Annotated in this window: 22 protein-coding genes and 2 pseudogenes; 5 read left to right on the top strand and 19 right to left on the bottom strand. The window is 45.3% G+C overall.

The genetic code is table 11. From position 1 onward, the window contains the following. Nucleotides 1-44: 44 nt before the first annotated feature. A complete protein-coding gene (locus OF158_RS03090; protein ID WP_035182484.1) occupies nt 45-1457 on the top strand; it encodes a glycoside-pentoside-hexuronide (GPH):cation symporter in 1413 nt (470 codons plus the stop codon). A 62-nt stretch (nt 1458-1519) separates the two neighbouring features. Here the strand turns inward: OF158_RS03090 and celB are convergent, their stop codons facing one another. The 7 genes from celB to OF158_RS03055 all read right to left on the bottom strand — a co-directional run bounded on the left by celB (nt 1520) and on the right by OF158_RS03055 (nt 9511). Continuing rightward, nucleotides 1520-2803 (bottom strand): PTS cellobiose transporter subunit IIC, encoded by a 1284-nt coding sequence (celB, locus tag OF158_RS03085; RefSeq protein WP_014096146.1) that lies wholly within the window; start codon nt 2801-2803, stop codon nt 1520-1522. A 12-nt stretch (nt 2804-2815) separates the two neighbouring features. Beyond that, nucleotides 2816-3901, bottom strand: a complete 1086-nt coding sequence (locus OF158_RS03080; RefSeq protein WP_014096147.1) for a DUF871 domain-containing protein — start codon at nt 3899-3901, stop codon at nt 2816-2818. A 33-nt stretch (nt 3902-3934) separates the two neighbouring features. Then, nucleotides 3935-4246 (bottom strand): PTS sugar transporter subunit IIA, encoded by a 312-nt coding sequence (locus tag OF158_RS03075; protein ID WP_035182499.1) that lies wholly within the window; start codon nt 4244-4246, stop codon nt 3935-3937. A gap of 35 nt (nt 4247-4281) precedes the next feature. Continuing rightward, entirely contained in the window at nt 4282-4614 is a 333-nt protein-coding gene (locus OF158_RS03070; protein ID WP_014096149.1) for a PTS sugar transporter subunit IIB, read from the bottom strand. A 124-nt stretch (nt 4615-4738) separates the two neighbouring features. Further along, a complete protein-coding gene (locus OF158_RS03065; RefSeq protein ID WP_014096150.1) occupies nt 4739-6601 on the bottom strand; it encodes a BglG family transcription antiterminator in 1863 nt (620 codons plus the stop codon). A gap of 158 nt (nt 6602-6759) precedes the next feature. Continuing rightward, nucleotides 6760-7959, bottom strand: a complete 1200-nt coding sequence (locus OF158_RS03060; protein ID WP_017550182.1) for an MFS transporter — start codon at nt 7957-7959, stop codon at nt 6760-6762. 538 nt (nt 7960-8497) lie between these two features. Then, nucleotides 8498-9511: an NADP-dependent oxidoreductase gene (locus OF158_RS03055; RefSeq protein WP_014096152.1), complete on the bottom strand. Its 1014-nt coding sequence runs from the start codon at nt 9509-9511 to the stop codon at nt 8498-8500. 725 nt (nt 9512-10236) lie between these two features. Between OF158_RS03055 and OF158_RS03050 the strand changes: the two genes are divergently transcribed. Both OF158_RS03050 and OF158_RS03045 read left to right on the top strand, forming a co-directional pair. Beyond that, entirely contained in the window at nt 10237-11415 is a 1179-nt protein-coding gene (locus tag OF158_RS03050) for a CaiB/BaiF CoA transferase family protein (RefSeq protein ID WP_035182488.1), read from the top strand. A 3-nt stretch (nt 11416-11418) separates the two neighbouring features. Beyond that, nucleotides 11419-12630: an acyl-CoA dehydrogenase family protein gene (locus OF158_RS03045; RefSeq protein WP_035182489.1), complete on the top strand. Its 1212-nt coding sequence runs from the start codon at nt 11419-11421 to the stop codon at nt 12628-12630. A gap of 242 nt (nt 12631-12872) precedes the next feature. Here OF158_RS03045 and OF158_RS03040 read toward each other — a convergent pair whose 3' ends face one another. The 4 genes and pseudogenes from OF158_RS03040 to OF158_RS03025 form a co-directional block, all read right to left on the bottom strand. After that, nucleotides 12873-13196, bottom strand: a complete 324-nt coding sequence (locus OF158_RS03040) for a DUF3870 domain-containing protein (protein WP_035182500.1) — start codon at nt 13194-13196, stop codon at nt 12873-12875. A 132-nt stretch (nt 13197-13328) separates the two neighbouring features. After that, nucleotides 13329-13569, bottom strand: a pseudogene (locus OF158_RS03035) (hypothetical protein). 1 nt (nt 13570) lies between these two features. Next, the gene (locus OF158_RS03030) at nt 13571-13798 is read right to left on the bottom strand and encodes a hypothetical protein (RefSeq protein ID WP_035182490.1); all 228 of its coding nucleotides are present in this window, start codon (nt 13796-13798) and stop codon (nt 13571-13573) included. After that, the gene (locus OF158_RS03025; protein WP_035182501.1) at nt 13795-14745 is read right to left on the bottom strand and encodes an Rpn family recombination-promoting nuclease/putative transposase; all 951 of its coding nucleotides are present in this window, start codon (nt 14743-14745) and stop codon (nt 13795-13797) included. Before OF158_RS03025 ends, OF158_RS03030 begins: the two co-directional genes overlap by 4 nt. A gap of 196 nt (nt 14746-14941) precedes the next feature. On the opposite strand from OF158_RS03025, the gene OF158_RS03020 reads away from it, so the two are divergent. Continuing rightward, nucleotides 14942-15859, top strand: a complete 918-nt coding sequence (locus OF158_RS03020) for an aldo/keto reductase (protein WP_264302950.1) — start codon at nt 14942-14944, stop codon at nt 15857-15859. Between the two features lie 137 nt (nt 15860-15996). On the opposite strand, the gene OF158_RS03015 is transcribed toward OF158_RS03020, so the two are convergent. From OF158_RS03015 to OF158_RS02990, 6 genes and pseudogenes are all read right to left on the bottom strand, one after another. After that, nucleotides 15997-16362 carry a DUF5684 domain-containing protein gene (locus tag OF158_RS03015; RefSeq protein WP_014096161.1) on the bottom strand — a complete coding sequence of 122 codons (366 nt, stop codon included), beginning with the start codon at nt 16360-16362 and terminating at the stop codon, nt 15997-15999. 342 nt (nt 16363-16704) lie between these two features. Continuing rightward, entirely contained in the window at nt 16705-17673 is a 969-nt protein-coding gene (locus OF158_RS03010; RefSeq protein WP_035182492.1) for an LCP family protein, read from the bottom strand. Nucleotides 17674-17914: 241 nt separating this feature from the next. Beyond that, nucleotides 17915-19570 carry a glutamate/serine transporter AimA gene (locus OF158_RS03005; RefSeq protein WP_035182493.1) on the bottom strand — a complete coding sequence of 552 codons (1656 nt, stop codon included), beginning with the start codon at nt 19568-19570 and terminating at the stop codon, nt 17915-17917. A gap of 131 nt (nt 19571-19701) precedes the next feature. Beyond that, nucleotides 19702-19818 (bottom strand): annotated as a pseudogene (locus tag OF158_RS03000) (type I CRISPR-associated protein Cas7); the annotation flags it as partial. A 3-nt stretch (nt 19819-19821) separates the two neighbouring features. Further along, entirely contained in the window at nt 19822-20694 is an 873-nt protein-coding gene (locus tag OF158_RS02995; protein WP_225621016.1) for a type I-C CRISPR-associated protein Cas8c/Csd1, read from the bottom strand. An 86-nt stretch (nt 20695-20780) separates the two neighbouring features. Further along, nucleotides 20781-20993, bottom strand: a complete 213-nt coding sequence (locus OF158_RS02990; RefSeq protein ID WP_061566620.1) for a hypothetical protein — start codon at nt 20991-20993, stop codon at nt 20781-20783. Nucleotides 20994-21142: 149 nt separating this feature from the next. Between OF158_RS02990 and OF158_RS02985 the strand changes: the two genes are divergently transcribed. Further along, on the top strand, nt 21143-24946 hold the full coding sequence (locus OF158_RS02985; RefSeq protein ID WP_226979858.1) for a glycosyl hydrolase 53 family protein: 3804 nt from the start codon (nt 21143-21145) through the stop codon (nt 24944-24946). Between the two features lie 230 nt (nt 24947-25176). Here the strand turns inward: OF158_RS02985 and OF158_RS02980 are convergent, their stop codons facing one another. Both OF158_RS02980 and OF158_RS02975 read right to left on the bottom strand, forming a co-directional pair. Then, nucleotides 25177-25389, bottom strand: coding sequence for a DUF3006 domain-containing protein (locus OF158_RS02980; protein WP_013858348.1), 213 nt, complete (start codon nt 25387-25389; stop codon nt 25177-25179). A gap of 15 nt (nt 25390-25404) precedes the next feature. Then, the gene (locus OF158_RS02975) at nt 25405-26691 is read right to left on the bottom strand and encodes a ComEC/Rec2 family competence protein (protein ID WP_225621015.1); all 1287 of its coding nucleotides are present in this window, start codon (nt 26689-26691) and stop codon (nt 25405-25407) included. Nucleotides 26692-26906 lie beyond the last annotated feature (215 nt).

The following is a 26906-nucleotide window of genomic DNA, read 5'->3' as shown; positions in this document are numbered from 1 at the left end:
GGCGGACAGGATGTACTTTTTAAACCAGGTAGGAGGCGTTAAGAATGAAACAGTTGAAACAGTATTTGTCATATGCATTCGGGGCTTTTGGCCATGATGCTTTTTACAGCGCTTTAAGCACCTATTTTATGATCTTTGTCACCAGCCAGCTTTTCGACAGCACCCATTCGGGGTTGGGGGAGAAAATGATCGGGATTGTAACAACCATGATCGTCGTGATCCGTATCGCCGAAATCACGTTAGATCCGTTTATCGGCGGCATCATTGATAATACGGAAACACGTTACGGAAAATTTAAGCCATGGCTGTTTGTCGGGGCGGCTGTAAGCTCTATCGCGTTGATTCTTATTTTTACCAATTTAGGCGGCTTAACGACAAAAAGCCCGTATCTTTATTTGATTCTATTTGGCATTATTTTTGTGATTCTTGATGTATTTTATTCTATTAAGGATATTTCTTTCTGGTCGATGCTGCCGGCTTTAACGATTGATTCGGATAAAAGGGCCAAATTCGGCACGATTTCCCGTTTCGGCTCTACGTTAGGAGCCCAGGGCGTTGTCATCGCGGTTGTACCGCTCGTTACTTTTTTCTCCCATATTTTTTCCGGTACATCAGGTGAGACGGAAACACGCGCCGGGTGGCTCGGTTTTGCAATTGTCATTGCGCTTGTCTCTTTTTTAGGGGCGATGGCCACCATTTGGGGGACGAAAGAAACAAAGAACTTGATCCGGGAAAGCGCCGAGAAGATTCGCCTTCGCGATGTGTTTAAAGTGCTCGGCAAAAATGACCAGTTAATGTGGCTGGCACTCTCTTATTTTCTTTTTGCCTTCGGGTATACGATTACAAACTCGCTTTTAATTTACTATTTTAGATATGTGTTAGGAAGACAGAGTGATTATTATTTAGTCGGCGTGATTACGGCCATCTTAGGAATGGTATCTGTTGCCCTGTTCCCGGTCATGGTGAAATGGGTGAAACGCAAAACCATTTACACCGGCGGCATTATATTCATGCTTTGCGGTTACGTGCTGTTTTTAACGGCCGGGCATCATTTAATTCCTGTTTTGGTTGCTGTTTCGCTGTACTTTTTCCCTTATCCGATGATTTTCCTGGCGGCGCTGATGACGATTACCGACAGTGTAGAATACGGGCAATTAAAAAATGGGAACCGGAATGAGTCTGTCACATTAGCCGTACGCCCTTTGCTTGATAAACTCGCCGGCGCCTTTTCCAACGGGATTGTTGGGATAGCAGCCGTACTTGCCGGTATGACAGGGAATGCCCTCCCAAGTGATATCTCAAGCCATGGGTTATTCACCTTTAAACTTTTCATTTTCTTCGGCCCGATGATTTTAATTGCCATTGCAGCATTGCTCTACTTTTTCAAAATCAGGCTGACAGAAGAAAAACACGCGCAAATTGTAAAACAGCTTGAGCATAAATTAAGCGCAAAATAATACTGCTCTTTTATTTCCATTAAAAGGCGCTTGCCAAATAGGACAAGCGCCTTTTAAATGGATTAAGCAATGCTATCCTTCGTCGTTGGTTCCTGTTGTTCGTCCGTTTCATTTCTCAGCTCAGCCTTATCCATGCTGCGAACGAACGGGTAATAAATGCCGACAGATAAAGCCAGGGTAATGAGCTGGATGACTGCCCCGCTGATTTTCCCTCCGGTTGCAAGGTAACCGCTGATCACAGGCGGCATTGTCCATGGAACGACGATTCCTGCAGGTTTTGCCACCAGGCCGGTTGCCATTGAAAAATAAGTGATGATAGCAGTAACCATAGGCGTCAGCACGAAAGGAATGAGCAGTTTAAAGTTCAGCACGACCGGCAGCCCGAACAGTACCGGCTCATTGATGTTAAAAACACCCGGCGCGACAGAAAGCGAGCCCATCGCTTTATTGTTTTTGCTTCTCGCAAACAGCCACAGGCAAATGACAAGGCCGATCGTGGTGCCGCCGCCGCCCATCCAGACAAAATTCATCATAAACTCATTCGTTACAATATGTGGCAGCGCATGCCCCGCCTGAAATGCAATCCGGTTGGCATCCGTGTTTTGCAGCCAAATCGGCTGAATGACCGGATTGATCGTATTCGCCCCATGGATGCCGACAAACCAGAACAGGGAGTTTAAGGCAATGATGATTAACGTTCCCCATAAACTGCTACCCAACGCACCAAGCGGCTTTCCTAAAATACCGGTTAATAAAGTATGAATATTTTCCACACCGGCTAAACCAAGCAGCAAGTAGACCAAGCTCCAAACGAGGATGACCATGAACCCGGGAATTAAGGCCGCAAATGACTTTTCAACCGCTACCGGTACCCCTTCAGGCATTTTAATGGTAAAATTCTTTTGGACAAAAAATCTAAAAATTTCAGCCGAAATGAGTCCGATTAAAATGGCAACAAATAACCCGCCGCTGCCTACAAAAGCATATGGAATGCCCGAACCGGTTTTTGCCACCACATCTGGCGTTACAATAACAAAACTGGCTAAGGCCACAACCCCTGCGCTTACTCCGTCGACTTCATAATGGTCGGCAAGGCTCCTGGCAATTCCGAACACGGCGATAATCGCCATCAGGCCGAAAGAACCGTTTACAATTTTATTAAAGACAGGTGCTAGCTCAATCTTTGCTAACCAATCGGTATAGTTGTTTATCGGCAGATTGCCCAATATGAGAAAAAAAGAACCGATAATAATCAGTGGCATGCTGAGCAAAATCCCGTCTCTCAACGCCCGTAAATGTCTCTGGCTTCCAATCGCGCCGGCAATGGCTTCAATTTTCTCAAGCATCTCTTTTACCCCCTATGAAAAAATCAATTTGAAAGTGGACCAAGGCTGCAGGTAATCCAATAAGAAAACGGCTTCTTCTTTCACATGGCCGACAACATTGCGGTTTCCTTCGTTCTCCATCTCTTTCAATGCAATCTGAAGCTCCCCTTTGTACTGTCCAAAACGATCATTGCAAATTAACAGATCCCCGCGTTGAATCGGGCGCGTATCACCGGGCTCGATGTCGTGGTCCCGGTATTTTCTTCTTGTCACAGAAGAACGGATCATATATTCGGAACAATCCCCCCGGTACTGGTGAACTTCCTGCAAAATCTGATGTTCAATGTTTGACAGATTCGGCTGCAATTCCACTTCCAAAGAAGGATGGACATTCAAATAAACTGCTGACATGGCGCGCAACTCATCTTCCGTTGCATACGCATTGCCAATCAAAATATCATCAATGGTTCCCATGATGCGGTAGTGCGCCACCTGGGTCAGCAGGCTGAGTTTGCGGTGCTGTTCCAGTGTGCAAAGCCCGGACTGGACCGGCCACGGCCCGAGATCCCCATAGCGGGAAGTGACAAACGCTGCAGTATGAATAGGGTATCCCCGGAAAACGGCTGTCGTTTGTTCAAAATGTTTCTGTGAAAGGCCCGAGTATCTCTGCGGATAAAAATTATGGGAGGCATATAGTTTTTCTGTATTCGGCCTGTAACTCATGATATGATCGATATACCTTGTTCCTGAACTCATATTAACTTCAATCTTGAGGCCGTACGGGTTTTGCGTCATTTTGGCTTCTTCAGCCCCGGTGAATCCAAGATCAAGACGGATGCCGGATGCCCCAAGATCTTTAAAAAAGCCGAGATCATCGTAACGGATCCCCAATTGTTCAAACAAACCCGGATTGATATCGAGTATCGTCTCCATACCGATTGCGTTTCCATAGTGGATAATATTTTTAAATTTCTGAATAACTTCTTCCTTATTCCCCTGAATTTCCAGCAAACTTGCAAAAATTCTTGTAAAATCGTATTTCTTTGCCAGATCCAAATAAGCTTTGTCCTCTTCAAAACGGCTGCGCGACGGATAAATAGAAATACCGATTTGTCCCAAATGGCACACGCTCCTCTCTGTAAATGGCTGCAGTTACCCTTTTGTCGTGACCTTCATATTTTGATAGACTTCTACCAATTCCCTTGCCAGATCTAAAAAAGTAATGGCATTCATCAAATGATCCTGCCCGTGTACCATAAGAAGTGATACGAAAATCGTTTGGCCGGATGCTTCCTGTTTTAAAAGATTGGTCTGAGCCTGGTGGGCCACCAGTAATTCCTGATCCGCCTCTTCCAGCTTATGCCGGGCCATCGGAAAGTCCCCTTGCTTCGAAGCGTCCAGCGCCTCCATCCCAATGCTTTTGGCATTGCCGCTGTGAACAATCAAATCCATGACGACATCCATTGTTTGCGGTTCTTCCAAATTGCACACCCCCTTCCTTATTTGCCGGCGTTTACAAGTTGCAACGCAGCATCCAGTACTTTTTCGCCATTCATTTTTCCGTAGTCTTTCATGTCAATGACGGCCAAAGGAATATCCGTTTTTGCCAGCGTTTTTTCATATTTCTTTTTCATATAACGGACTTGCGGGCCCAAAAGCAGCACATCCACATGTTCCTTTGTCAAAAATTTATCCGCTTCCGTTGAGGACATGGCCATTACTTCTGCGTTGATCCCCCGGTCCCGGGCGGAATTTTGCATTTTTTCCATCAGCAGGCTGGTGCTCATGCCTGCCGAGCAAACCAATAAGATCCGGATTTTTTCGTCTCCCATGATGCTCTCCTCCTGTCTTTTCTTGACACTTTCATTATAATTTGAAAAAGTTTTACTTTTATTCCGGTTTTTTTCCGCTTGCAAGTGGAAAAAATCAAACAAAAAAGCCAATTGCAAAAAGCAATCAGCCCGCCTCCATGCATTGTATCAACTCTTCCACTGTGTTGCTTTTGATGATCTTCTGAACGGCTGCTTTGTTTTGGACGATCCCGGTTAAATACTTATACATCGCATTCAGATTGCCGCCTTCTTTTCCGACATTAAGCAAACAAACCAACTGCACTTTTTTGTCTTCATCCCACTGAATCGGCCGGGCAAGTGTACAAATTGTCCAAAAGGTGCGGTGGGTAACCGGTTCAAGCGGATGCGGGACTGCGACCAGGTTGCCAAAAGCAGTGGATGCAATCGCTTCCCTTTTCAAAACAAGTGTTGCATAATTTTCCGGAACGGCATGCTGTTCAACCAGTTTTTTGCATAAAAATTGAATGACTTTCTCCTTGCTATCCAGCTCCTGATGGATAAATATTTTGGAAGGCGCCATATATTTCTGCACATTCCCTTTCAGACGGCCGATTTCCCGTTGGATGTGGATAGCATCATTCTCTTCCAAAAAGTGACTGACCACCACAACAGGCACTTCTAAATGATCGGGAATCATGATCGTGCTGACAATCAGGTCTACCCGTGACAAATCATAATCAGAGAGAGTGTAATAGCTGATCGTGTCCACAATCTCCATCTCATTTGCAAATCTGTTTTCCAGCTGATAGGACAAAATTTTGGCGCTGCCCAACCCTGTCGCGCACACAACAAGAACACGCTTCTTCTTTCTCATTCGCTCAAGCGCGATGGCAATATGAATGGCAAGATAACTGATTTCGTCCTCATTCACCTTTTTATGGATAACCGCTTCAATGCACTCGCCGGCAGCGACTGCCCCTTCAAAGGCGATGGGAAACTTGGTTTTCATTTCATTCAGCAATGGGTTCCGGATATGCATCTTATATTTCATCCGATTCAAAGATGTGTGCAGATGCAATGTCAGCCCGTTTCTGAATTCCTTGTCATTGCTAAAATCCCAACGAAACTGAGTTTTTAGTTCATGGAGGATGGCGTTAACAATATCATCAATCTCATCGGATACTTGCCGCGCTACATGCTTGGAAATCAGTTTTGTCCCCAGTAAATGGACGAGAATATAGTCTATTTCTGCAGGGGGAAACGGGATACCGACCGATTTTTCCACTTCCCCGGTAATTTCCTTTGCCACTTTCCTTTCAAAAGTGTAGGATTCTTTAAAGTGAAATGGCAACGGCTCAATCGTGAACCCGTCCTCGATTCTCTTGCATGCAAGGGTAATATGGGTTGCCAAATTTTGCAATTCTATATCGGAAAAGCGTATCCGGTATTTGGAAATAATGCGAATCAAGATTTGCTTTACTTTTTGGAATAAATCCTGATTGAACGGGGTATTTTGTTGACCCGGCTTATTTTGCCAGCCAAAAATGGAATCCGCCAGGCACAGCCTTTTTTTGAATTCACCGCCCTCCACTTTTGTTCCGTAATGCGGACGGTTAGCCAGAGTTAAGTCGTACTTTTTTAATATTTTTCTTACCTTTTTCAAATCAGTATGAAGTGTCGACTTTGAAACATATAGGTCTGCTTCCAAATCTTCCAGCCTCACATAATCTTTTTCCAGCAGCAAACGCTTTAAAATGTACTTGACCCTTTCCTCCTGTTCTGCAAAAAGCCCGTTTTCCTCTAACTGGAGCAAACGACGATAGTCCACTTTTTCAAGGAGATATCCTTTTCCCCTGAGCACTTTCAATTTTACGCCAAGCGCATCGCTCTTCTGTTGGATTTGCCGAATTTCCTCCCTTACCGTCCGGTCGCTAATGCCCAGCCGTTCCCCAATGGCCTTCGCATTCAGAGGGCCTGCTGACTTTTGTAACAACCATAATATTTGTTTTTGCCGATTCGAAACCAAAGCTTCTATTCCCCTTTCACTGCCCTGTTTAAAAGAAGCTGTCCATCCATATTTTACAGAATGATATACGAAAAAGGGTGCTTCCGCCGTTTCGAAGCATCCTCTTTTGGAAAACTTTTTTGAAAAACTATTCGCCTCTTGCCCCTACCGCAAAGACTTCACCTCGCATGTGATCGTTCTTTCATTAACGGGAAGGCAAAGCAGAGGCCGAGGATAAAAAATAACGCCGCAATTTCAAAAACAGCCGTCACTGACAGCCATGTTTTCACCAGGCCGGCAAGGCTCATCGTGATCACCATTGCCCCCGTGAAAAGCGGGTAAAGCGTGCCGTTCACCCTGCCAATATAGTCCGCTTCCGTATTTTGTAAAACCATCGTGCTAATCCCGATTTGAATGCTTGGCAAGAACAGGCCGGAAACCAGCTCCGCAGCAAGCGTCAGCCAAAGAGAAGTTGACGCGCCGATCACCGCAAGCCCGAGGGCATTCGCGAGCAACCCGGTAAAGAGCAATTTAAGCGGGGAGACGGATCTCGAAAAAAACATTGAAAACGCGCCGCCTGCAATCATGCCGATCCCGTTTACCATTACGAGCCACTGGAGGTATTCTTTCGGCAGGCCGAGGCGATCGGTTACAAGAAAAATGTTCATCGGCTGAATGAGACCAACGCCGAGCCCGGCAGTAAGAAATCCGCAGCCAAGCAGCTTGAGTTCCTTTTTTGCAAGCACATAACGAACCCCGCTTTTCATTTCCTGGAAAATATTTGTCGCATTTTCAGCTTTTTTTACCTTTTCATCGCGCGGAATAAAAGACAAGGCCGCTGCGGAGAGCAGGAAAGCTACGCCGGTAATGGTTATCGAAAGATCAATGCCTAACCTTTGATAAGCAAACGTGCCGATCACAGGGCCAAAAATCATGAACACGGCATAAATCGTCTGGTAGACCGCCATCCCCTGCTGAATCAGGCGTTCTTCCAGATGTATTTTAAACAGCTTTAAACCTGACGGCTGTGAAAACTGCGATAAAGTGGAAGAAACGAGCATGGCAAAAAAGATCACCTGCCACGACCCAAATATAAGCGCCCCGATCACGACAAAAACCGAGGCGGCACTCAGCAAATCGCACCAGATCATCGTTTTCTTTGGCTGCCAGCGATCCGCATATGCCCCGCCGATAAAACTAAAGATGAAAATGGGCAAATAATCTGCCACTGAAATCATTGATACCGCAAGCGGATTTCCGTTCGTTTTATCTGTAACAAACAACAGGACGGCAAAATTCCGTACCCAGATCCCGGCTTGCAAAAATAGTTCCGATAAAAAGATCATCCGGACAAACCGGTTAGTTAGCAGTTCTCTCAAATTTATATCCCCCTGCGCCGACACCATTGTGCCCCTATCATACCGGAATCACCAGGCGTGTGCAAGGTAAAGATATTTGACGATTTTCCCTCCGCACAGCCGGATTCTTGTGGTGAAATCATGAAAACTCCGCCAATAAAAAGGAAGATTTGCATGAGACCTGTTCGGTTTTTCATTGTGCTTTTAGCTTTTTTGAACATCTGTTAAATTCCAGAAACACGCGGGAAACAGAAACCGTTGGGGAAAAGACATCTTGCTCTGCCTTTCTCTCATTACACTCCGGTTTATAAACGCGGATTCAGCCACGGTCCAAATTTTTGGCCGACTTTACAGCATAATCAGGAATTCTTCTATATAAAAGAAGCAAGAACAATGCCCGGCCTTATTGTGAAATTCCATATAACTGGTTGAATGCACAAAAGAGGACATAACTTATTGTCAAGTACGGCAGCCTCTATCCTCGCCCCATACCTGATCAATGCATCGTTATGTCCCGACTGGTGCAGCCATACACCCATGATGATTGTTTCTTTCTACATTATTCAAATTCGCTGATTTTCACCAGCTGCTTTCCGATATTTTTTCCTTTAAACAAATCGAGAAAAGCGTCAATGATCGAATCAAAACCTTCTGTTATCGTTTCTTCATATTTTAATTTGCCTTCGTTCAACCAGGCAGCAAGCTGGGCGCCGGCTTCTTTAAAGCGGGAACTGTAATGGCCGACTGTAAAACCTTGCATCAGCGAACTCGTTTTGATTAAATATTGCTGTACACGCGGCCCGACGTCCGGCTCTGTTTTATTGTAAGCGGATATGGCACCGCATACCGGAATGCGCGCAAAATCGTTCAATAGCGGAAAGACCGCGTCGGAAATTTCACCGCCGACATTGTCAAAATAGACATCAACACCGTCAGGGCATGCTTCCTTAAGTGCCTTTCTGACATTTTCCGTTTTATAATTAATGGCTGCATCAAACCCTAACGTTTCTGTCAGATAGCGGCATTTTTCCTCAGATCCGGCAATTCCGACAGCACGCGCCCCTTTGATTTTTGCGATCTGGCCGACAGTGGAGCCAACCGCCCCTGCAGCACCCGATACAACCACTGTCTCACCTGCTTTCGGCTTCCCAATATCGAGCAGACCGAAATACGCAGTGAGCCCGGTCATTCCAATAATGCCAAGATGGGTCGTTATGGGTGCAAGATCGGGATCCAGCTTCCGGATCGTTTTTTCATGCGCAATAGAATACGTTTCCCAACCAAGCGTGCCGATCACGATGTCGCCCTTTTTAAATTGGGCGGACTGCGATGCGACAACCTGTCCGATCACGCCGCTTACAATGACATCATTCAGCTGAAAAGGCGGGATATACGATTTCACATCTTCCATTCTTCCCCTTAAGTACGGATCAACGGAAATATATACATTTCGAATTAGCACTTCGCCTTCACCTGGTGTGCCAATTGGCGCTTCGGTAAAAGCGAAATCCTCCATTGTTGGCGTTCCAACAGGCCTTCTTGCCAGCCGGATCTGTTTTTTGTTCCCATCCATGAAAATCCCTCCTGAACAACCATTTTCCTATAATTTAACATTCCCCAATTCCGCGGTCAAAAATAAAACAATCAAGTTTTTCCGGATATTGGCATTCAACCTACATTGGATAAGAATGAAATCCGAAACGATCACGCGCTATGCGAATGCACTTTAGGACTGTATGGATAGGCCGCCGCTATCAGCATGGCCAATCTGACTGTTTGTTTTGATTTTCTTATAAAAATATTCAAAAACGATTTACAATTTTTCCGGAATGGATTATCCTATATACATAACACCCGCCAAGCTTTGTGCGATGTTCCCTTCCCGGAATGCGTGAACAAAGCCAGCCGGGGGTAATCCAATTAGGGCTTGCTGAACAAATCCGATTCTAAGTTTGTACCCAATTTGTCTGCAAGCTCTGTCTCAAAAATTTAGAAGAATCCTTTTGCGAAAAGGGGAGATTTCATCTTCTCCATACGTTGAATCGGGTTTCGAGTGCAAGCATTTCCCTGGATCTGTGGTAAAACCTTTGCATTTAAATGGTTGCCAAAGCTGTTAGCAGCCTTGCCAAATCGAGGAACTTTGCTTATTCAGCAAGCCCCAATTAAAGAAAGACATAACTGTTTATTCTGCCTGCTTATCCCGCAAGATAAGCTGTCCGGCAGAAAAAGCCAGTCATTTTATCCGTGCCTCATGGATGCAATGCTGGCTTTTTCTACTTTTTGAAAGGAGTGGATAGGTTGAAATCCGCATTGTCCGGGATAAAAGTGCTTGATTTAACAAGAGTGCTGGCCGGGCCTTTCTGCACGATGATCCTTGGCGATCTCGGTGCAGAGGTGATCAAAGTCGAAGCACCCGGCGGCAGTGACGAAACACGGGGATGGGGACCACCGTTTCAGCAAAACGTAAGCGCTTACTATTTGTGCACCAACCGAAATAAAAAAAGCATTACGCTAGATTTAAAGCGTGAAAGCGGAAAAGAAATCATTCGCAGGCTGGCGAAAAATAGCGATGTTGTCATCCATAATTTTAAAACCGGTACGATGGAGCGACTTGGGCTTGGATACGAAACACTCCGGACACTCAACCCGCGGCTCGTCTACTGCTCGATTACGGGATTCGGGGAAACCGGCCCGTACAAAGATTTGCCCGGCTACGATTTTATTATCCAGGCGATGAGCGGGCTGATGAGCATCACGGGCGAAGAAAACGGGCCGCCGCTGAAGACAGGCGTCGCCATTACCGATGTATTAACCGGGCTTTACGCCTGCATCGGCATAGAGGCTGCCCTTTTGGCAAGGGAGCATACGGGGGAAGGGCAGAAAATCGACCTTTCGCTTTACGATTCAGCTACAACAGCCCTTGTTAATATTGCCAGCAACTTTCTTATGTCGGGTAACATTCCCGGACGGCTAGGCAACCGGCATCCCAATATTGTTCCCTATCAATCTTTTCAAACGAGCGACGGGGAGATTGCGATCGCCGTTGGAAACGACCGCCAGTTTCAGACGCTTTGTGAATTGCTCGACCTGGGGCAACTTGCATCGGATGAAAGATTCGCGACAAATCCGAAACGGGTAGAAAACCGTGAGACATTGATCCCGATTTTGGAAAAAGTTTTTCGAACTCGACCGGTTTCCTTTTGGCGGGAAGCATTGGAGAAGCGGAAAATTCCGTGTGGTCCAATCCAAAGCCTCGAGCAGGTAGCGGCCGATCCGCAGCTTGAGGCAAGGGAAATGTTTATTAAAATGGAGCACCCGGTTGCCGGGGAAATCAAACTTGTCGCAAGCCCGTTAAAACTATCTGAAACCCCTGTCCGGTACGTGCAACACCCGCCCATGCCGGGAGAGAACACAGAAGAGATTTTACGCAGGATCGGGTTTTCACAAGAAGAAATTGAAGCGTACAAGGAGGAATGAATCATGCATTTTGAATTAACGGAAGAACAGGAACTTTTAAAGAAAACCGTACGGAATTTTGTAGATAAAGAGATTATGCCTAACATTCGCGAATGGGATGAGAACCATCATTTTGAAACCAGCCTGTTGAAAAAGCTGGCGGATCTCGGCCTGATGGGGGTCTGCATCCCGGAAAAATATGGCGGAAGCGGCATGGATTATAACGCGCTCGCGATTGTATGCGAAGAACTCGAGCGGGGGGATACCGCCTTCCGGACGGCCGTGAGCGTCCACACCGGCTTAAACAGCCTCACCCTTTTGCAGTGGGGAACAGAGGCACAAAAACAGAAATACCTTGTCCCGCAAGCAAAAGGCGAGAAAATCGGGGCATTCGGCCTCACGGAACCGGACGCGGGCTCGGATGTTGCCGGCATTGGCACAACGGCCGAAAAAGACGGGGACTTTTATATCTTAAACGGGCAGAAAACATGGATCTCGCTTTGCGATGTCGCGGACCATTTTCTCGTATTTGCTTACACCGATAAAGCGAAAAAACATCATGGCATTTCCGCATTTATCGTGGAGCGCACATTGCCGGGCTTTTCTTCGAAAGCGATTAAAGGCAAACTCGGGATCCGAGCCGGAAATACCGGGGAACTGTTTTTTGACAATGTGCGGGTGCCGAAAGAAAACCTGCTTGGGGAAGAAGGCGAAGGATTCAAAATCGCCATGTCGGCGCTTGACAATGGCCGTTTTACCGTGGCAGCCGGCGCGTGCGGGCTGATCCAGGCCTGCCTTGAAGCAAGCGTAAAATACTGCCATGAGCGGAAAACATTCGGGCGTGAAATTGGCAAACACCAGCTTGTCCAGCAAATGATTGCGAAAATGGAAGCAGGCTACCAAATGAGCCGTCTCCTCGTTTTCCGCGCTGGCGAACTGAAAAACCAAGGCAAGCGCAACACCCGCGAAACTTCGCTCGCCAAATGGCAAGCGTGCGACTTCGCCAATGAAGCCGCCAACGATGCCGTCCAAATTCACGGCGCTTACGGCTACTCAAGCGAATACCCGGTCGAACGCTACTTGCGCAATTCCAAAGCGCCGGTCATTTACGAAGGCACCCGCGAAATTCACACGGTCATGCAGGCGGAATACGTCCTCGGCTACCGTACGGACAAACCGCTCAACAAGATGCTGCCGGCCTGGCCGTTTGATGAGCGCGATGCGGAGGAATCGTAACGCAGCATCATAAATGAAATACCGGCGAGTCCGGTATAGAAATTTTTGACGGCGTCATAAGCAAGCGGCAATGGGCTTGCTGGCCGATCCGTTGTGGCCCGGTTCATTTTGCAAGTGCTGGAATGTTTGCTATTCATAAAAAAGATATGCAAAAAGGGCTTTCGAGTGCGTATTTTTTCTGCATTTTCTATAAAAATCCTGCCTATAGAGTTTGGCAAAAGCACAATTTGGATGGGAGGGGGCTATTCCCCCTGTTTTGTTTTCAATATGAGATGATACTGTCTATACAAATCTTTAAATGCAGAAATCAAGGCATTTGAAGCTTTGCCTAAGTAAAATTCCTGCAGTTGCTTCAATGGTTCCTCAATACCATCATTTAAGCTGTAGCCCCTAAGCAGATGGGAAATAAATTGCCTTCCGTGCTCCGTAGCCAGTGTACAGGAGACATCCAGAATGACACCGTACTTCATCTCAATTTCCGCCGTAATCGTCAAAGTATCATAAATATTTTGGGCCGCCATCCCGGACGGAAGCTTCGCATGGCCCGCAATAAAAGCAGTTTGCATAAACATCCCCCATTCGTATTGAAGCTTTATATCTTTATTCGGCAGCACGGCGGGGAATTCCTTTTACCAGGCAGAACGTACTTAAAAACCGCCTGTTATATAGACTGGCGTTTTTTAAGTACAATGGTATGCTTACCAATTGTTCTCCCTTTTGCTTTTCATGATTTCATCTTCACTCAAGCCGGATGCTTGGGCAATGACTTTTACATCCACTTGGATTTTTTAACAAGTTGACAATAAATCGTTCTCTCACTTCTTCTTTGCCTTCTTTAAATCCTTCTTCAAATCCCTTTTTATACCCGAGATCATAATAATAGTTCGGCAAGTCTAAGACAACTTCTTTTCCATCCACTCCAGGAAATCTGACTTCCATCTTACGAATGCTCCAATTGCTGTTTTATTTTTTCCACTTCCGGCCGGCTCAGTCCGGTTTTTTCCACAATGAATTGAAGATCCATACCTTCCTGCAACATTTTAATGGCAGTTGGAATCGTTTGTAACAATTCTTCTCTTCCTTCCTTTTTTCCCTTCCTATACCCGCGGTCAAAGTAAGAATTCGGCAGCTTTATTACTTGTTCTGCTTCGTCACAAACCGGGCTCAATGCTTTCCCCCCTCTATCTGCCTTTTGATTTTCAGGATCTCCTCTTCACTCAAGCCGGATGCTTGGGCAATGATCTTCAAATCCACTTGATTTTTTAACAAGTTGGCAATAAATCTTTTTAACTTTTCTTCACCTTCTTCTCTTCCTTCTTCTCTTCCTTCTTCTCTTCCTTCTTCCCTTCCTTCTTCTTTTCCCTTCCTATACCCGCGGTCAAAGTAAGAATTCGGCAGCTTCAATACTTGCTCTGCTTCATCCGGATCCAGCATTTTAATGTTTTCCATTACTTCCGCCTCCTCTTTTTCATTCAGTTTTAAATAAAAATCAAAGAAACCATATAACAGCCTCATTTTTGCAGGGTCGAGTTCCATCCGGGCCAGCATCCGCAGAAACTCCAGTTTGACCTGCACCCGCTCTTTTTTTGTATACCCCATTTTGCTCAGCAATGCTGCGGCAACGGGATTGTTGCTCCGGATATAATCTCTCCAGTTTTTCTTAATCAGATGAATGGATAAATAGTGAAAACGAAGAATTTCGATGTTGTGGAAGGCAAAGGTGTACGTATCGGGGGTCTCTGTTTTCTCCTCATAACTGAATACGGCAATCGGCAATACTGGTTTCCGGTGCCTGAGGCTGATCATCATGTAATAGCGAAATAGTCGCTCAGGAAAAAGTTTCTGGTAATACGACTGGGGCTCTACATGGATGAGAATCACGGTGTCTTTGCCTTTTACCTTCGTCTCGGCAAGGATGTCAACCCGTTTTTGTTCGCCGCCCGGAAAGTCCGTAAACTGTTCCTGCGACAAAAACCTCACCCGGCGGTAGTCAAGATCCGCTGACACATCCGGGAAGAACGCTTCCATAAATTCCTTAAAAAAGTTTTGGATCAGCTCCTTAAACAAACGGTCATGCACGTTGTAACCGGCCTGTTTTTCCATTACCAGTTCCAATGGCAAATCGCTCACTCCTTTTCTTATTTTTCAGTTTTATTTTAAAGGACACTCGCCCTATTTTCAAGTGGATTTTACTATCTGCAATTTGCAAATTTGATCCGCCATTTCCCGGTCGTGCAAGTGCTTTTCATTGACTTAGCAGACGATCCAAACTCATAATAAAATTGTGAAGAATTTTACAGGAGGTATGAAGATGAATCATATCAATCTTGGCAAGAGCGGTATATTGGGATCAGAAGTTGCTTTAGGCTGCATGCGGATGAATGCGTTATCGGAAAAAGAGGCACAAACGATGATTGAAACAGCAGTCGAGCATGGCATCAATTTCTTTGATCATGCCGATATATACGGAAAAGGAGAATCAGAGAAAATTTTTGCAAATGCGCTGAAAAACAGTTCCATCAAACGGGAAGATATCATTCTACAATCAAAATGCGGCATCGGCGACAAAATGTATGATTTTTCCAAATCGCATATTTTACAAGCGGTTGACGGTATTCTGGAACGGCTCCAAACCGATTACCTGGATATACTCCTGCTACACCGCCCTGATCCATTAATGGAACCGGAAGAAGTTGCCGAAGCTTTTTCAGAACTGCAAGATGCCGGCAAAGTCCGCCAGTTCGGGGTCAGCAACTTCCATCCGTACCAGGTAGAACTTGTCCAAAAATTCGTTTCTCAAAAACTGATTGTCAACCAGTTGCAATTCAGCATCGCGCACACCGGCATGATTGACTTCGGGATGCACGTCAATATGAAAGACGAACGCAGCATCAACCATGACGGCGGAATTCTGGAATATTCCCGCCTGCATGATATCACCATTCAAGCTTGGTCGCCATTCCAGTACGGGTTCTTTGAAGGCGTCTTTATCGACGATCCAAAATTCCCGGAATTGAACGAAAAACTCGGCAAATTGGCGCAAGCACAAGGCGTCTCCAAAGAGGCCGTCGCAACCGCATGGATTTTAAGGCACCCGGCGAAAATCCAAGTCATTGCCGGAACAATGAACCCGGAAAGGCTGAAAAAAATCACAGAAGCATCAAAAGTAAGCCTTACCCGCCGGGACTGGTATGATATTTATTTTGCTGCCGGCAACGATTTGCCTTAACAGGTATATTGTTGGATCCAAAAACAGCAGTGGGCCTCGTGATCGTTTCCCTTTTAAAACAACAGAGCAGCTTTCCCGCTTTAGCTTCATAATGATAAAAAGATGCCGTACCAAACAACGGCATCTTTTTATCATCCTTACACTGCTTCCCTTTCCACGTACTTCGTCTCGTCGGAAAATGCCCAAACGATCCATAAAATTTGATAAACTATGGGAATAAAAATATACAACAGTACATAGGCGCCATGCTTGCCGAATGCTTGAAGCAATTTCACTTGCCAAATGATAATAAAAATAAAGTTCACAACCGGGACGAGCAGAATGAGCACCCACCAGCCGCTTTTCTTAATCAAAAGAAGCTGCTGGATCACATTACAGACCGGGACCCAAGCCATCCAGGCAATGTCTCCGCGCCCGGCTTTTTGGGCCAACTTCATAAATGCCATGCCATTTAAAACATAAAGCGCAATTGCAATAAAGACGGCGTATAAAATTGTTGCCATTATGATACCCCCACTGAATTAGATTTCCGGCGTTGTACACCAGACTTATAAAATATTTATGACCCGGCCCCTCCCATCATGCCTCCGTAAAAACAAAGCAACCTTATCTGGAACCTTGCTCTTATCTGCCTTCAAAATACCGGGCCTTTACATACAGAAAAAGTAATTAACCCTATTAGCTTACGCAGCAATCTATTTATTTTCCATGCAAAGTAGATGGCCGCTTTTTCTGGCCGTTGACTTCCCATAAAATTCCCATGGATGAAATTATTTCCAAGTCACGATTGTCCCCGCTTATCCCAGCTCCATCATGCAAATCACAATCCCCCATTCCGAATCCTTTTATTCAAAATGCTTCATGGTCTTTTTCAATGCCGTCTGGTCAAGGACGATTTCCGAGTTGTTGTTTTTTAAAATATCGTCGTACATGCTTTTCGATGTGCCGTTCAGCTGGTAATAAGTCACTTGCTTATCTGTGTTAAGATTTTTTACAAGCAGACCGAGACTCGCGATATCTGTTTTTGACATATTGGTAGCAATGACAAAATCAGATGATTTGTCCACCAGATTCGGCAGTTTTGTTAAATTTTTCGGCTGGAGTGCGGTTTTGGCAATACCGATCAGCACTTTTGCCTGCAACAGCTGACGGTCATAGTCCACATTTTTCAACGAATAGCGTTCATGTACAAGCTCTGTCACCATCTCCCCGTCAAGCGTCTGCGTGCCTTGTGCGATGACTTTTCCATTGTTTTCCGGGTACCAGGGGTGCGTCAGTTTTACATCAAACGGCACATCCACGTCAATCGCCCCCAGCGCATCCACCATCGACTGCAAGCCTTCATAATTCGTTTCTACATAATAGTTGACCGGTATGCCTGTCAATTGGCTGATTGAATTGACTGCGGCTTTAATTCCGGCTGTTGTGCCGCCTGTTGCCTGTTTAATATATTGCACGCTTGTCAGTTTCGTATAGCCGTAGCCGTCAAGATACACGCGTGTGTCACGGGGAATGCTGGCCATGTTATACTTGTGCTTATTCAGATCGACATGAAGCAAGATAATCGAATCCGAATGTCCTACCTTCTGCCCTTTCCGTTCGTCTGAACCGAGTAGAAGGACATTGAATACGTTTTCCTTCATTTTGGGTGTTGTTGTGCCTTGACTGCCCGGGTTGTTCCCAGTTTTAGAGACGGTCGGTACGTTTTTAAAATGGTTCTCCGGCTGCAGCTTTTGGTATGCAAAATAAGCCACCCCGCCGCCCAATACAACAACCGCCAGTAAAATGGATAAAAAGATCCTCAGTTTTTTCATCATTTCCCCCAAAATCGTTTATGTGTAAACTATTTAAATTATATAACATTTTTCCATCCAAGACTATACATTTCGACAAAATTTTGTTGTAGCTGGCAACTTTCTCCTTTGAGCATCATCCATCAAAAAAGCGCAGTGGTTCAGCTGCGCTTTTTTGGTATTCAGTTTTTCAATAATAAATGGGTTGCTGCTTTTTGTACGTGTTTTAAGGGATTCCCCTGTTAGACAAATTCTACGATAATCAGTGTGGCCAATCCGTTGAATAAGCCGGGTTTCGTTTCCCGTTTCCATTTTCATCATCATCCACACCCATGTCGTGCTCTTTCAATGCTTTGTTTAATTTTGCAGCTTCAAGCAGGTCAGGTGTTTCGTATCCGCTTTTCACTGCCCAAATGTAAAAACCGAGCGAAACGAAAGCAATGAGGACCATGTCCCAGCCGTACGGGATCATGTTAAGGCCGCCAAATTTCTCACTTCCAAAATAAGAGATGCCCATCATCACAATCAGATAGGCGACCATCCAAATGCCGGACTTGAAATTTTTCGAAAAAGACTGCCATTTCCTTTTCGCCTGATAGTAAAAATAAATGGGAAGCCCGATCATAATAATGAGGAAAACTTCCCCGGTAAGCGGCCACCGTGCCCAGTATAGCGTCAGCGAAGCAAAAATAAATCCGCATGGCGCGATGATCTGCATGCCCTTCACCTGGAGCGGACGGTACAAGTACCCCGCGGTTTTTCTTAATGCCATGACAGTTACAGGCCCGGTGATATAAGAAATCAACGTAGCAACAGAAATAACCTCTGCCAGTGAACCCCATCCTTTAAATACAAACAGGAAAATAAAACAGATGACTAAATTGACAAACATTGCCGGGCGCGGAATGCCATAAACCGGATGCAGTTTTCCGATAAACCGCGGCAAATATCCATTTTTCTCCATACCATACAGCATACGCGCAGTTGTTGCAGTATAAGTAGTCCCGGTGCCGGATGGAGATACAAACGCATCCAAATACAAGACAATCACGAGCCAGTTAATATTTAACGCAATGGCAAGATCTGCAAACGGGGAGTTAAACTTCAAATGATTCCAGCCATGTGCCAGGACAGAAGGGCTGACACCCCCGATAAACGCAATTTGCAGCAGAACGTAAATCACCGTTGCAATTAAAACAGATCCAACGACTGCAATCGGGATCGACCGGCCCGGCTTTCTCGCTTCGCCCGCCATATTAATCGGACTTTGAAAGCCGTTAAACGCGAACACAATCCCGGATGTCGCCACCGCCGTAAACACACTTGACCACCCGTATGGCGCAAAAGCATGGCCGTATGTAAAGTTGCCGCCATGGAACCCGACAATCAAAAGTGCAAAAATCGTCAACCCCGGAATCACGATTTTAAATATAGTGATCAGCGAGTTTACCCTTGCAAATAAACTAACCGCCCAGTAATTCAGAAAAAAATAAATCAACAGTAGCAAAGAAGCAAGGCCGAGTCCTTTTGGCGTCAGCATTCCGCTATGTGCCAAACTCTGTGCCCAGCTCCAATGCCATGAGCTCATATACTGCACAGAAGCCATGGCCTCACTCGGAATAACGGAAACAATGGCAATCCAGTTCGCCCATGCAGCAAGGAAGCCAACAAAAGAACCATGGGAATATTGGGTGTATTTTACCATTCCCCCCGCTACTGGAAACATGGCCCCCAGTTCACTGTAAGAAAGGGCAATAAATAAGATAACGACCATTCCGATCACCCAGGCAAAAATGGCTGCCGGGCCGGCAATCGTAGCTGCTTTCCAGGCACCAAACAACCAGCCGGACCCGATGATGGATCCAAGACCGGTCATGGTAAGCGCAAAAGTTCCCAACTTACGATGCATCGTGTTCATACAGGATCCTTCTTTCTCTTCCAGTCCGAGGAGTGCGACTTAATCTTTACTATCAATTATACCATGATATTTATTTCAATCCTCAGATCTACGCAGAGTATAAGCTTATTTCAATCCAATTCAAATAATTTATCCTGTCTCGGCAGATTGCCTGCATCCGGATCACCGTTCGGATTTCCATCCGTCACATCAAAAACGAGCACAAAATCATAGCGTTTGTTTGGATCAATAATTGAATTTATGTTCATGTATTACTCCCCCTCAACAACGGTTTTATTTAAATCACTTACATTGGCAGCATCAGCAGGCATATTTTCTTTTTTCTTGTATATATCTTGTCTTTCATGATAGTAGCCTAGCGCAAACTCAGCCTGTCCTTGCAAATCAAGGACAGCTGGGAATTCTTTCAATTTGCCGGTTATTAATTGAATCCTTTGCTGATAACGAACTTCATATCCTTTGTTTTCTTTACTAATTTTACTTAAATGCCATTTGCTATTTCTCATTAAAAGCCCGAAAATTGTCCTTGGAGTAGATGAAGCTGCCGCATAGAACCTTGAAGCAATCGTTTCGTTTCCCTTTACTGCTTCGTATTGTACCGCTTCCAAAACCGCAAACAACCTGCCGCACAAGTAAGCCGGCGTGACTCTGGCTTGATCCAAATCCACTGTCCATTCCTCCTTTTTTTGACTAATCAACCAGCTTTTTATTGCGGCTGCATGTATCCATGCCATACCGCCTCTTGCCTGAATTCTTTTTACCATTTTTGCTATAATCCGCCCGGAGAGCCTTTTCCCATAAATGGCCCAGTTCATCCAGTCCTGAACATCTTCCTTCTGCATTTCCTTTCTGCCGTCACGGTACATGCACGCCGCCAATAAATAAATGCTGGCCGGTTTGGGCGCTCCCACAATTTGTTGTGCATCAAAAAATTGTCGGATTTGGTTTTTCACCTTCCATACAGGCGGCTCTGCATAGTCGCGGACAACCATTCTGGCCTTGTTTGCTGAAAGTGCTAAAATACATATACGATCTAAAGAACCGTGATTTTCGGCCCGTTTGAACGGCGATGATAGAATTCTCCGGACTGCAACAGGATCCGGGTCGGATAGAAACGTAAACATGCTGGTCGTTTCCGGATCGTTTTGCCTTTCCAATATCTGCACGATCTTTTGAACAAGTTCATTGCGTGTGGCCTCACAGCATTCTTTCAATAAAAATTCATATATGCAAGGTGGCATTCCGCTGCTCTTTTTGCATTGGCGAGATTTTTAGGCAAATTGAATACATACCCCGCCTTGTCAGTAAGCAAAATAGGCGACACACCCGATGCACGGCTGCGATTCGGGATAACACGCTGTTCCCCCCGATCAGACTGAATAAATTCAAAGATGATTAAAAATTTCAAAGCATCTGTATTCACCTTCTATCTTCGTTTGTTTTCCGCACGCCTTCCCTGCATCCCTTGTTCAGCTCAATAAATGCAGGCAGAAAAAATGATTAACCATTCTTTTCGCAAACCAAACTATAGTATAATCTAATAGTATGTGAAAAAAATGAGGGGGAAGTTTGATGAAGAAAGTAACAAGGTCTTTACTGGTGGCTGGTTCTACGCTCGCTTTGCTGGCTGGTTCTTTTGCCCCATCTTTAGCTGTGCCATTCGCACTTGCTGATACACCTTCAGATACTGCGGCGGCCTACAGCAACGGGACAGATACGGGCGCTTTTAAATTGCCTGCCTTAATCAGTAAAGTATCCACTGTAACAGATGATACCATCCGCGGTATTGATTTAACACCCTATCAAGCAGAACTGGCCGCCGGGGTAAAATACAAAGACTTTAATGGCCGCTCGCTCGATGAAGAAGGCTTTATGAATCTATTAAAAGATTCCGGCGCCAATTATGTCAATCTTAAAGTTGCCGTGAATCCTGCAAATGATGAAGGCAAATCATACGGCGGCGGGAACCCGACGCTCGAAAACGCCGTTAAAACTGCACAGGCAGCCAAGTCAGCAGGATTGAAAGTCAATATTAATTTCTTATTCTCAGATTTTTACACAAGCAAAAATAACCAGAAACTTCCCAAAGGATGGGCAACGGATAACTTAAAAGATACGGCTGTTCGCTATATAAGCGAATCCTTGAACAAATTAAAAAGCAACAATGTAACACCTGATATGGTTACAGTGGGAAGCAACATGGCCCAAAATTTTTTGAGCCAGGACATGGCAACCGGCAACGATATTTTGGCGGCTGTAACGAAAGAAATCCGGTCATTTGACAGTAGCATCCAAATTGCATTGGCCTATGCCGGGCCTGGTTCAAACTGGTTTACAACCATTGCGAACAACCTAAAAAGTGCAAATGTGGATTATGATATTTTGGGTGCCAATGTATATGCGGCATGGGATGCAATTTCTGATATCAAAGGGGCTATGGAAGCGGCAAAACAAGCCGGCAAAAAATTCGCAGTATTAAGTGTCAGCTATCCCTTTACGGACCAGGATTCAGACGGGGAAAGCAACGGGTCAACAGCTTCCGACATTCTGAAAAATGGAATTGGCGAAGTCAGCCCCCAAGGCCAGGCAACTTATCTGCACAATCTTTACAGCGCAATCACGGCAGATGGAAATAACACTGCTGGCTGCGGTGCATTTTACGACAATGCTGTGTGGATTGCAGTGGAAGCCGGCAATAGTGGCACCCACTGGCAGCACAATAAAGACGCAGCTGAAAAATACGGGACAGGCTGGGCAACAACGGCGGCAGCCGGATATGTTGATGGCGCCGATCAATGGGCAGGCGCGAGTTCAGTGGATAACCAGGCATTATTTGATGACTTGGGCAATCCGCTCCAATCGCTCACAGCTTTTAAGCAGTTATTAACCGGTACAGATGATGGCAGCAGTGATAACACGAGTGGCAATACAGGCACAACGGCCCCTGCTCCACAATCAGACCCGTTTGAAACCGGGACGGACACCGGCTTAAAAGCACAGACTGTTACAATTAACAAGTTAACAAATATGTCCTCCGATACGATTCGCGGGGTGGATATCTCATCTTATGAAGCGCTGAAAGAAGCCGGCGTAAAATATTACGACTTTAGCGGCAATCAGGAAAGCCTCTTAAAAATTCTCCATGATAACGGCGTGAACTATATCAGATTACGGATTTGGAACGATCCAAAAAGTTCAACTGGCGCAATTTACGGCGGCGGGCAGTCTGACGTTGAACACGAACTGGCGATTGCCAAGGAAGCTGCCCAATACGGGATGAAAATCTTGCTGGACTTTCACTACTCGGATTTCTGGGCAGACCCGGCGCAGCAAATTTTGCCGAAAGCATGGCGGGGGCACAGTGACGCCCAGTTACAGAAAGATGTTTACGGTTTTACAAGCGGCACCATTAAAAAATTCCAGAACGCAGGCGCGGATGTTGGGATGGTGCAGGTCGGCAATGAGATCACCAACGGCATGATGGGCGTAACGACGAACCGTGACGCAGGAGAATCATACACCGGCATTTGGAATAATAAAACAAAATCAGCCCGGGTTGACAGTTATATCAAATCCGGCATCAAAGCTATTCGCGATACTGTACCGAACGCTTTAGTCACTTTACACATTGAAACACCGGATGTGCAAAAGTATACAGACATTATGAATGCATGGAAACGTGATGGTGTCGACTATGATGTGCTTGGATCGTCATACTATCCATACTGGTCTGTAACGGCAAAAGCCAACACACCAGAAACCTTAACGAAGGTGGAAAAACTGGCCGCCAGCTACGGCAAACTGTTTGCCGTGATGGAAACAGCTTGGGTAAACAGCTTGAAAGATGCTGACGGGACACCAAATTCAATCGGCGAAGAGCAAAGCAATTGGCAAAACACAAATGCTTTCCCGGTAGGCCCACAAGGCCAGGTAGACGCACTGACAAGTTTATACAGTACACTGATGAGCCAGCAAAACGGCCTCGGGGCATTCTACTGGGAGCCGGCCTGGATTCCGGTTTACGCTGGCCGGGATAATTGGAAGGCGAATAAAGATGCTGCTGAAAAATACGGGACAGGCTGGGCCAGCTCAGGTGCTGTCGGTTATTTCCCAGACAGCAAAATGTATTACAACGGCAATCCTGCCTGGGGCGGTACATCTTGGGATAACCAGGGGCTATTTGATGACCGCGGCTATGCTTTGCAGTCACTGAAGTTTTATAGGGATGCTGTCAACGATGTATCCAGACAAACCACAGTAATCAAGTATGTAGATGCGAAAACGGGTGAACCGATTACACCAAATACAATTGTTAGAACAACTGTCGGCAACACCGCAAAAGTGTCTTTACCAAAAGTAAATCACTATACCCCGTCTTCAAAATCGTACAGCTACAGCTTGAAGGCTAATACTGCCGGCGTGAAAATGGTGACTGTAAAATATGAGCTAACCAGCAAACAAGGGAATGCCATAAATTATGGCAAGTACGTGACAGTAACAAACAGCAAATATGCTGTATACCAGAACTTTAACTGGAAAAAGAAAAATGTCAAAGCTGCCAATAAAACCTACCTTGCCAAGTATGCCTATCATCATACAAATGGCTCAACTTATCTTTCACTTTATGATGCCAAAGGAAAGTGGGCCGGATATATCAACGCGCATGCTGTAAAAACCGGACAAGGTAAGCAAGGTGCCGGAATTCCTTACAGCAAGTATGTCACAGTGACAAACAGCAAATATGCTGTATACCAGAACTTTAACTGGAAAAAGAAAAATGTCAAAGCTGCCAATAAAACCTACCTTGCCAAGTATGCCTATCATCATACAAATGGCTCAACTTATCTTTCACTTTATGATGCCAAAGGAAAGTGGGCCGGATATATCAACGCGCATGCTGTAAAAACCGGACAAGGTAAGCAAGGTGCCGGAATTCCTTACAGCAAGTATGTCACAGTGACAAACGGCAAATATGCTGTATACCAGAACTTTAACTGGAAAAAGAAAAATGTCAAAGTTGCCAATAAAACCTACCTTGCCAAATATGCCTATCATCATACAAATGGCTCAACTTATCTTTCACTTTATGATGCCAAAGGAAAGTGGGCCGGATATATCAACGCGCATGCTGTAAAAACCGGACAAGGTAAGCAAGGTGCCGGAATTCCTTACAGCAAGTATGTCACAGTGACAAACGGCAAATATGCTGTATACCAGAACTTTAACTGGAAAAAGAAAAATGTCAAAGCTGCCAATAAAACCTACCTTGCCAAGTATGCCTATTATCACAGCAATGGCCTCACCTATCTTTCCCTGTACGATGGCAAAGGGAAATGGGTTGGTTACATCAACGCAAAAGCGGTGAAAGCAAAATAATCATGATAGGAATAAGGGCGTGCCTAAAAGCCGGTCACTCGGCCGGGGCATGCCCTTATTTTTTTCACATTCCAGTACTTTACCAATCCTCCTTCTTTGCAGATCGTAAAAGTTAATGGGACACATAGATTCCCGTGTACTCTTTATTATAAAAGTTGGGCAGTACAAACCCTATTTGGATATAGCTATACGCCCAATCGGCATCCCGATAGATCCTCCCCCCCTGCTGCCTACTCAAATAGTTCATCCGCCAATTTTTCGATTTGGGCTTTTCGTTCCTTTGTTTGTTGCCTGTCAATGCGCAGTGTTCCATCTTCGACGACGAGAACGTCTCCGGCTTTGACACCGGATGGGAGCTTACTTAGACGGATATCCACAGTCGTCCGGTCCTCTTTTTCACAAACAGCAAATTCCCCTTCGATCCGATCTACAATATATTTCATCAAAAATGGCCTCCTTTATTGCGGGGTAAAAGAAGTATGGGTGGTATATGTTTTCCCTTTTACAACAGCTTTTATATCAATCCGCACCTCATAACCAGGAGCCGCTCTGCTGATTCGAACCGAAAGCGGCGTCCCTACCGTTCCCCGATAGACGGTGTCTTTGCTTTTATAATGAAAAGTGGCCTGATACGTTGCGCCTGTCAAACCTGTAACCATTAAATTGATTTTACTATACTGCTGCGGCGTTGGATCATCAAGCTTCGCCTGTAATGTCCCGTTAGAAGTGGCTTGCTGGGATGGCTGCTTTACTGGCGGAGCAGCCTTGCCGGAAGCCGTTGCATTTCCCGCTTCCGAAGACGAATGATTCGGCGTTAAAGACGGAACCGGCTGGAATTCAATAGACTTCCCATCGGTCACCGCTAAAATGGTTTTCATTTCGTCTGTCCGGAAAATTTGAATATGATTCGACTTTAAACGATTGATCACCTCGTCATTTGGAAGCCCGTACGAATTCACCTTCGCTACCGAAATAATCGCGTACTTCGGTTTTACGGCGTCCAAAAACGCCTGACTTGTAGCAGTCTTTGAACCGTGATGCCCCACTTTTAATACTTGGGATGAAAGATCTTGGTGCGTTGCAATCATATCTTCTTCAGAACGGATAGGGGCATCTCCCGTGAATAGAAAAGTGCCTTTCTCCCCATAGGAAAGTTTTACAACAGCCGACCAGTCATTCATCTCTTCGTGATAATCTTTTACAGGACCGACAAACTTCATCGATGCCCCCCGCAACCCAAGATCAACATTCGCTTTTGCCTGCTTGATTTTAAGTCTGCTATTTTTCACAGCCAGCAAAAAATCTTCATAGGTTCTGGTTGTATTCACGACCCGCGGCGCATATACATTTTTTACTTTTAAGTTTTCCAGAACCGTATCCAGGCCCCCGATATGATCGGCATCCGGATGGGTGGCAATCACATCATCCAATTGGCTGACATGCAGCTGGCGAAGATACCGGACAACATCATCACCTTTGTCATTATTCCCACCATCAATTAACACATTTTCTCCTTTTGGTGTTTGGATGAGCATGCTATCCCCTTGCCCGACATCAAAAAAATAAACCTTTAGTTTTCCTTTTGGAAGTGATGCGGTACTTTTATGATTGCTGTCTGTTTTGTTAACGGTTTTACTGTCGGCCTTACTCTCTGATTTTGCCGCACTTATATGCTGCACTTGCTTTTCTTTTACTGGCTGGCTGTTAGTGGATTGGGTTTGGCCGCAACCACTGCAAAAAAGCATTAAGAATAGTAGTAGAAACCATGCGCCTGTTCGGTTCATTTTCAATTTTTATTCCCCTTCTTTTCATATGGACTCAAATGGTGAAAACTGGAATCCCGTTCAAAGTGGCAAAGACATCATTAGTTTACCATACACGATCCGCTTCGGAGAGAAGCCCGGATAAAAAACCAAATTCAAATTTGATAAGGAATTTGGTTACTTTTATCGTATCTATA

The sequence above is a fragment of the Weizmannia sp. WK01 genome (assembly GCF_025905465.1).
In the GTDB taxonomy this organism is placed as follows: Bacteria; Bacillota; Bacilli; order Bacillales; family Bacillaceae_C; genus Weizmannia; species Weizmannia faecalis.
This window is presented reverse-complemented; position numbering and strand designations above follow the sequence as displayed.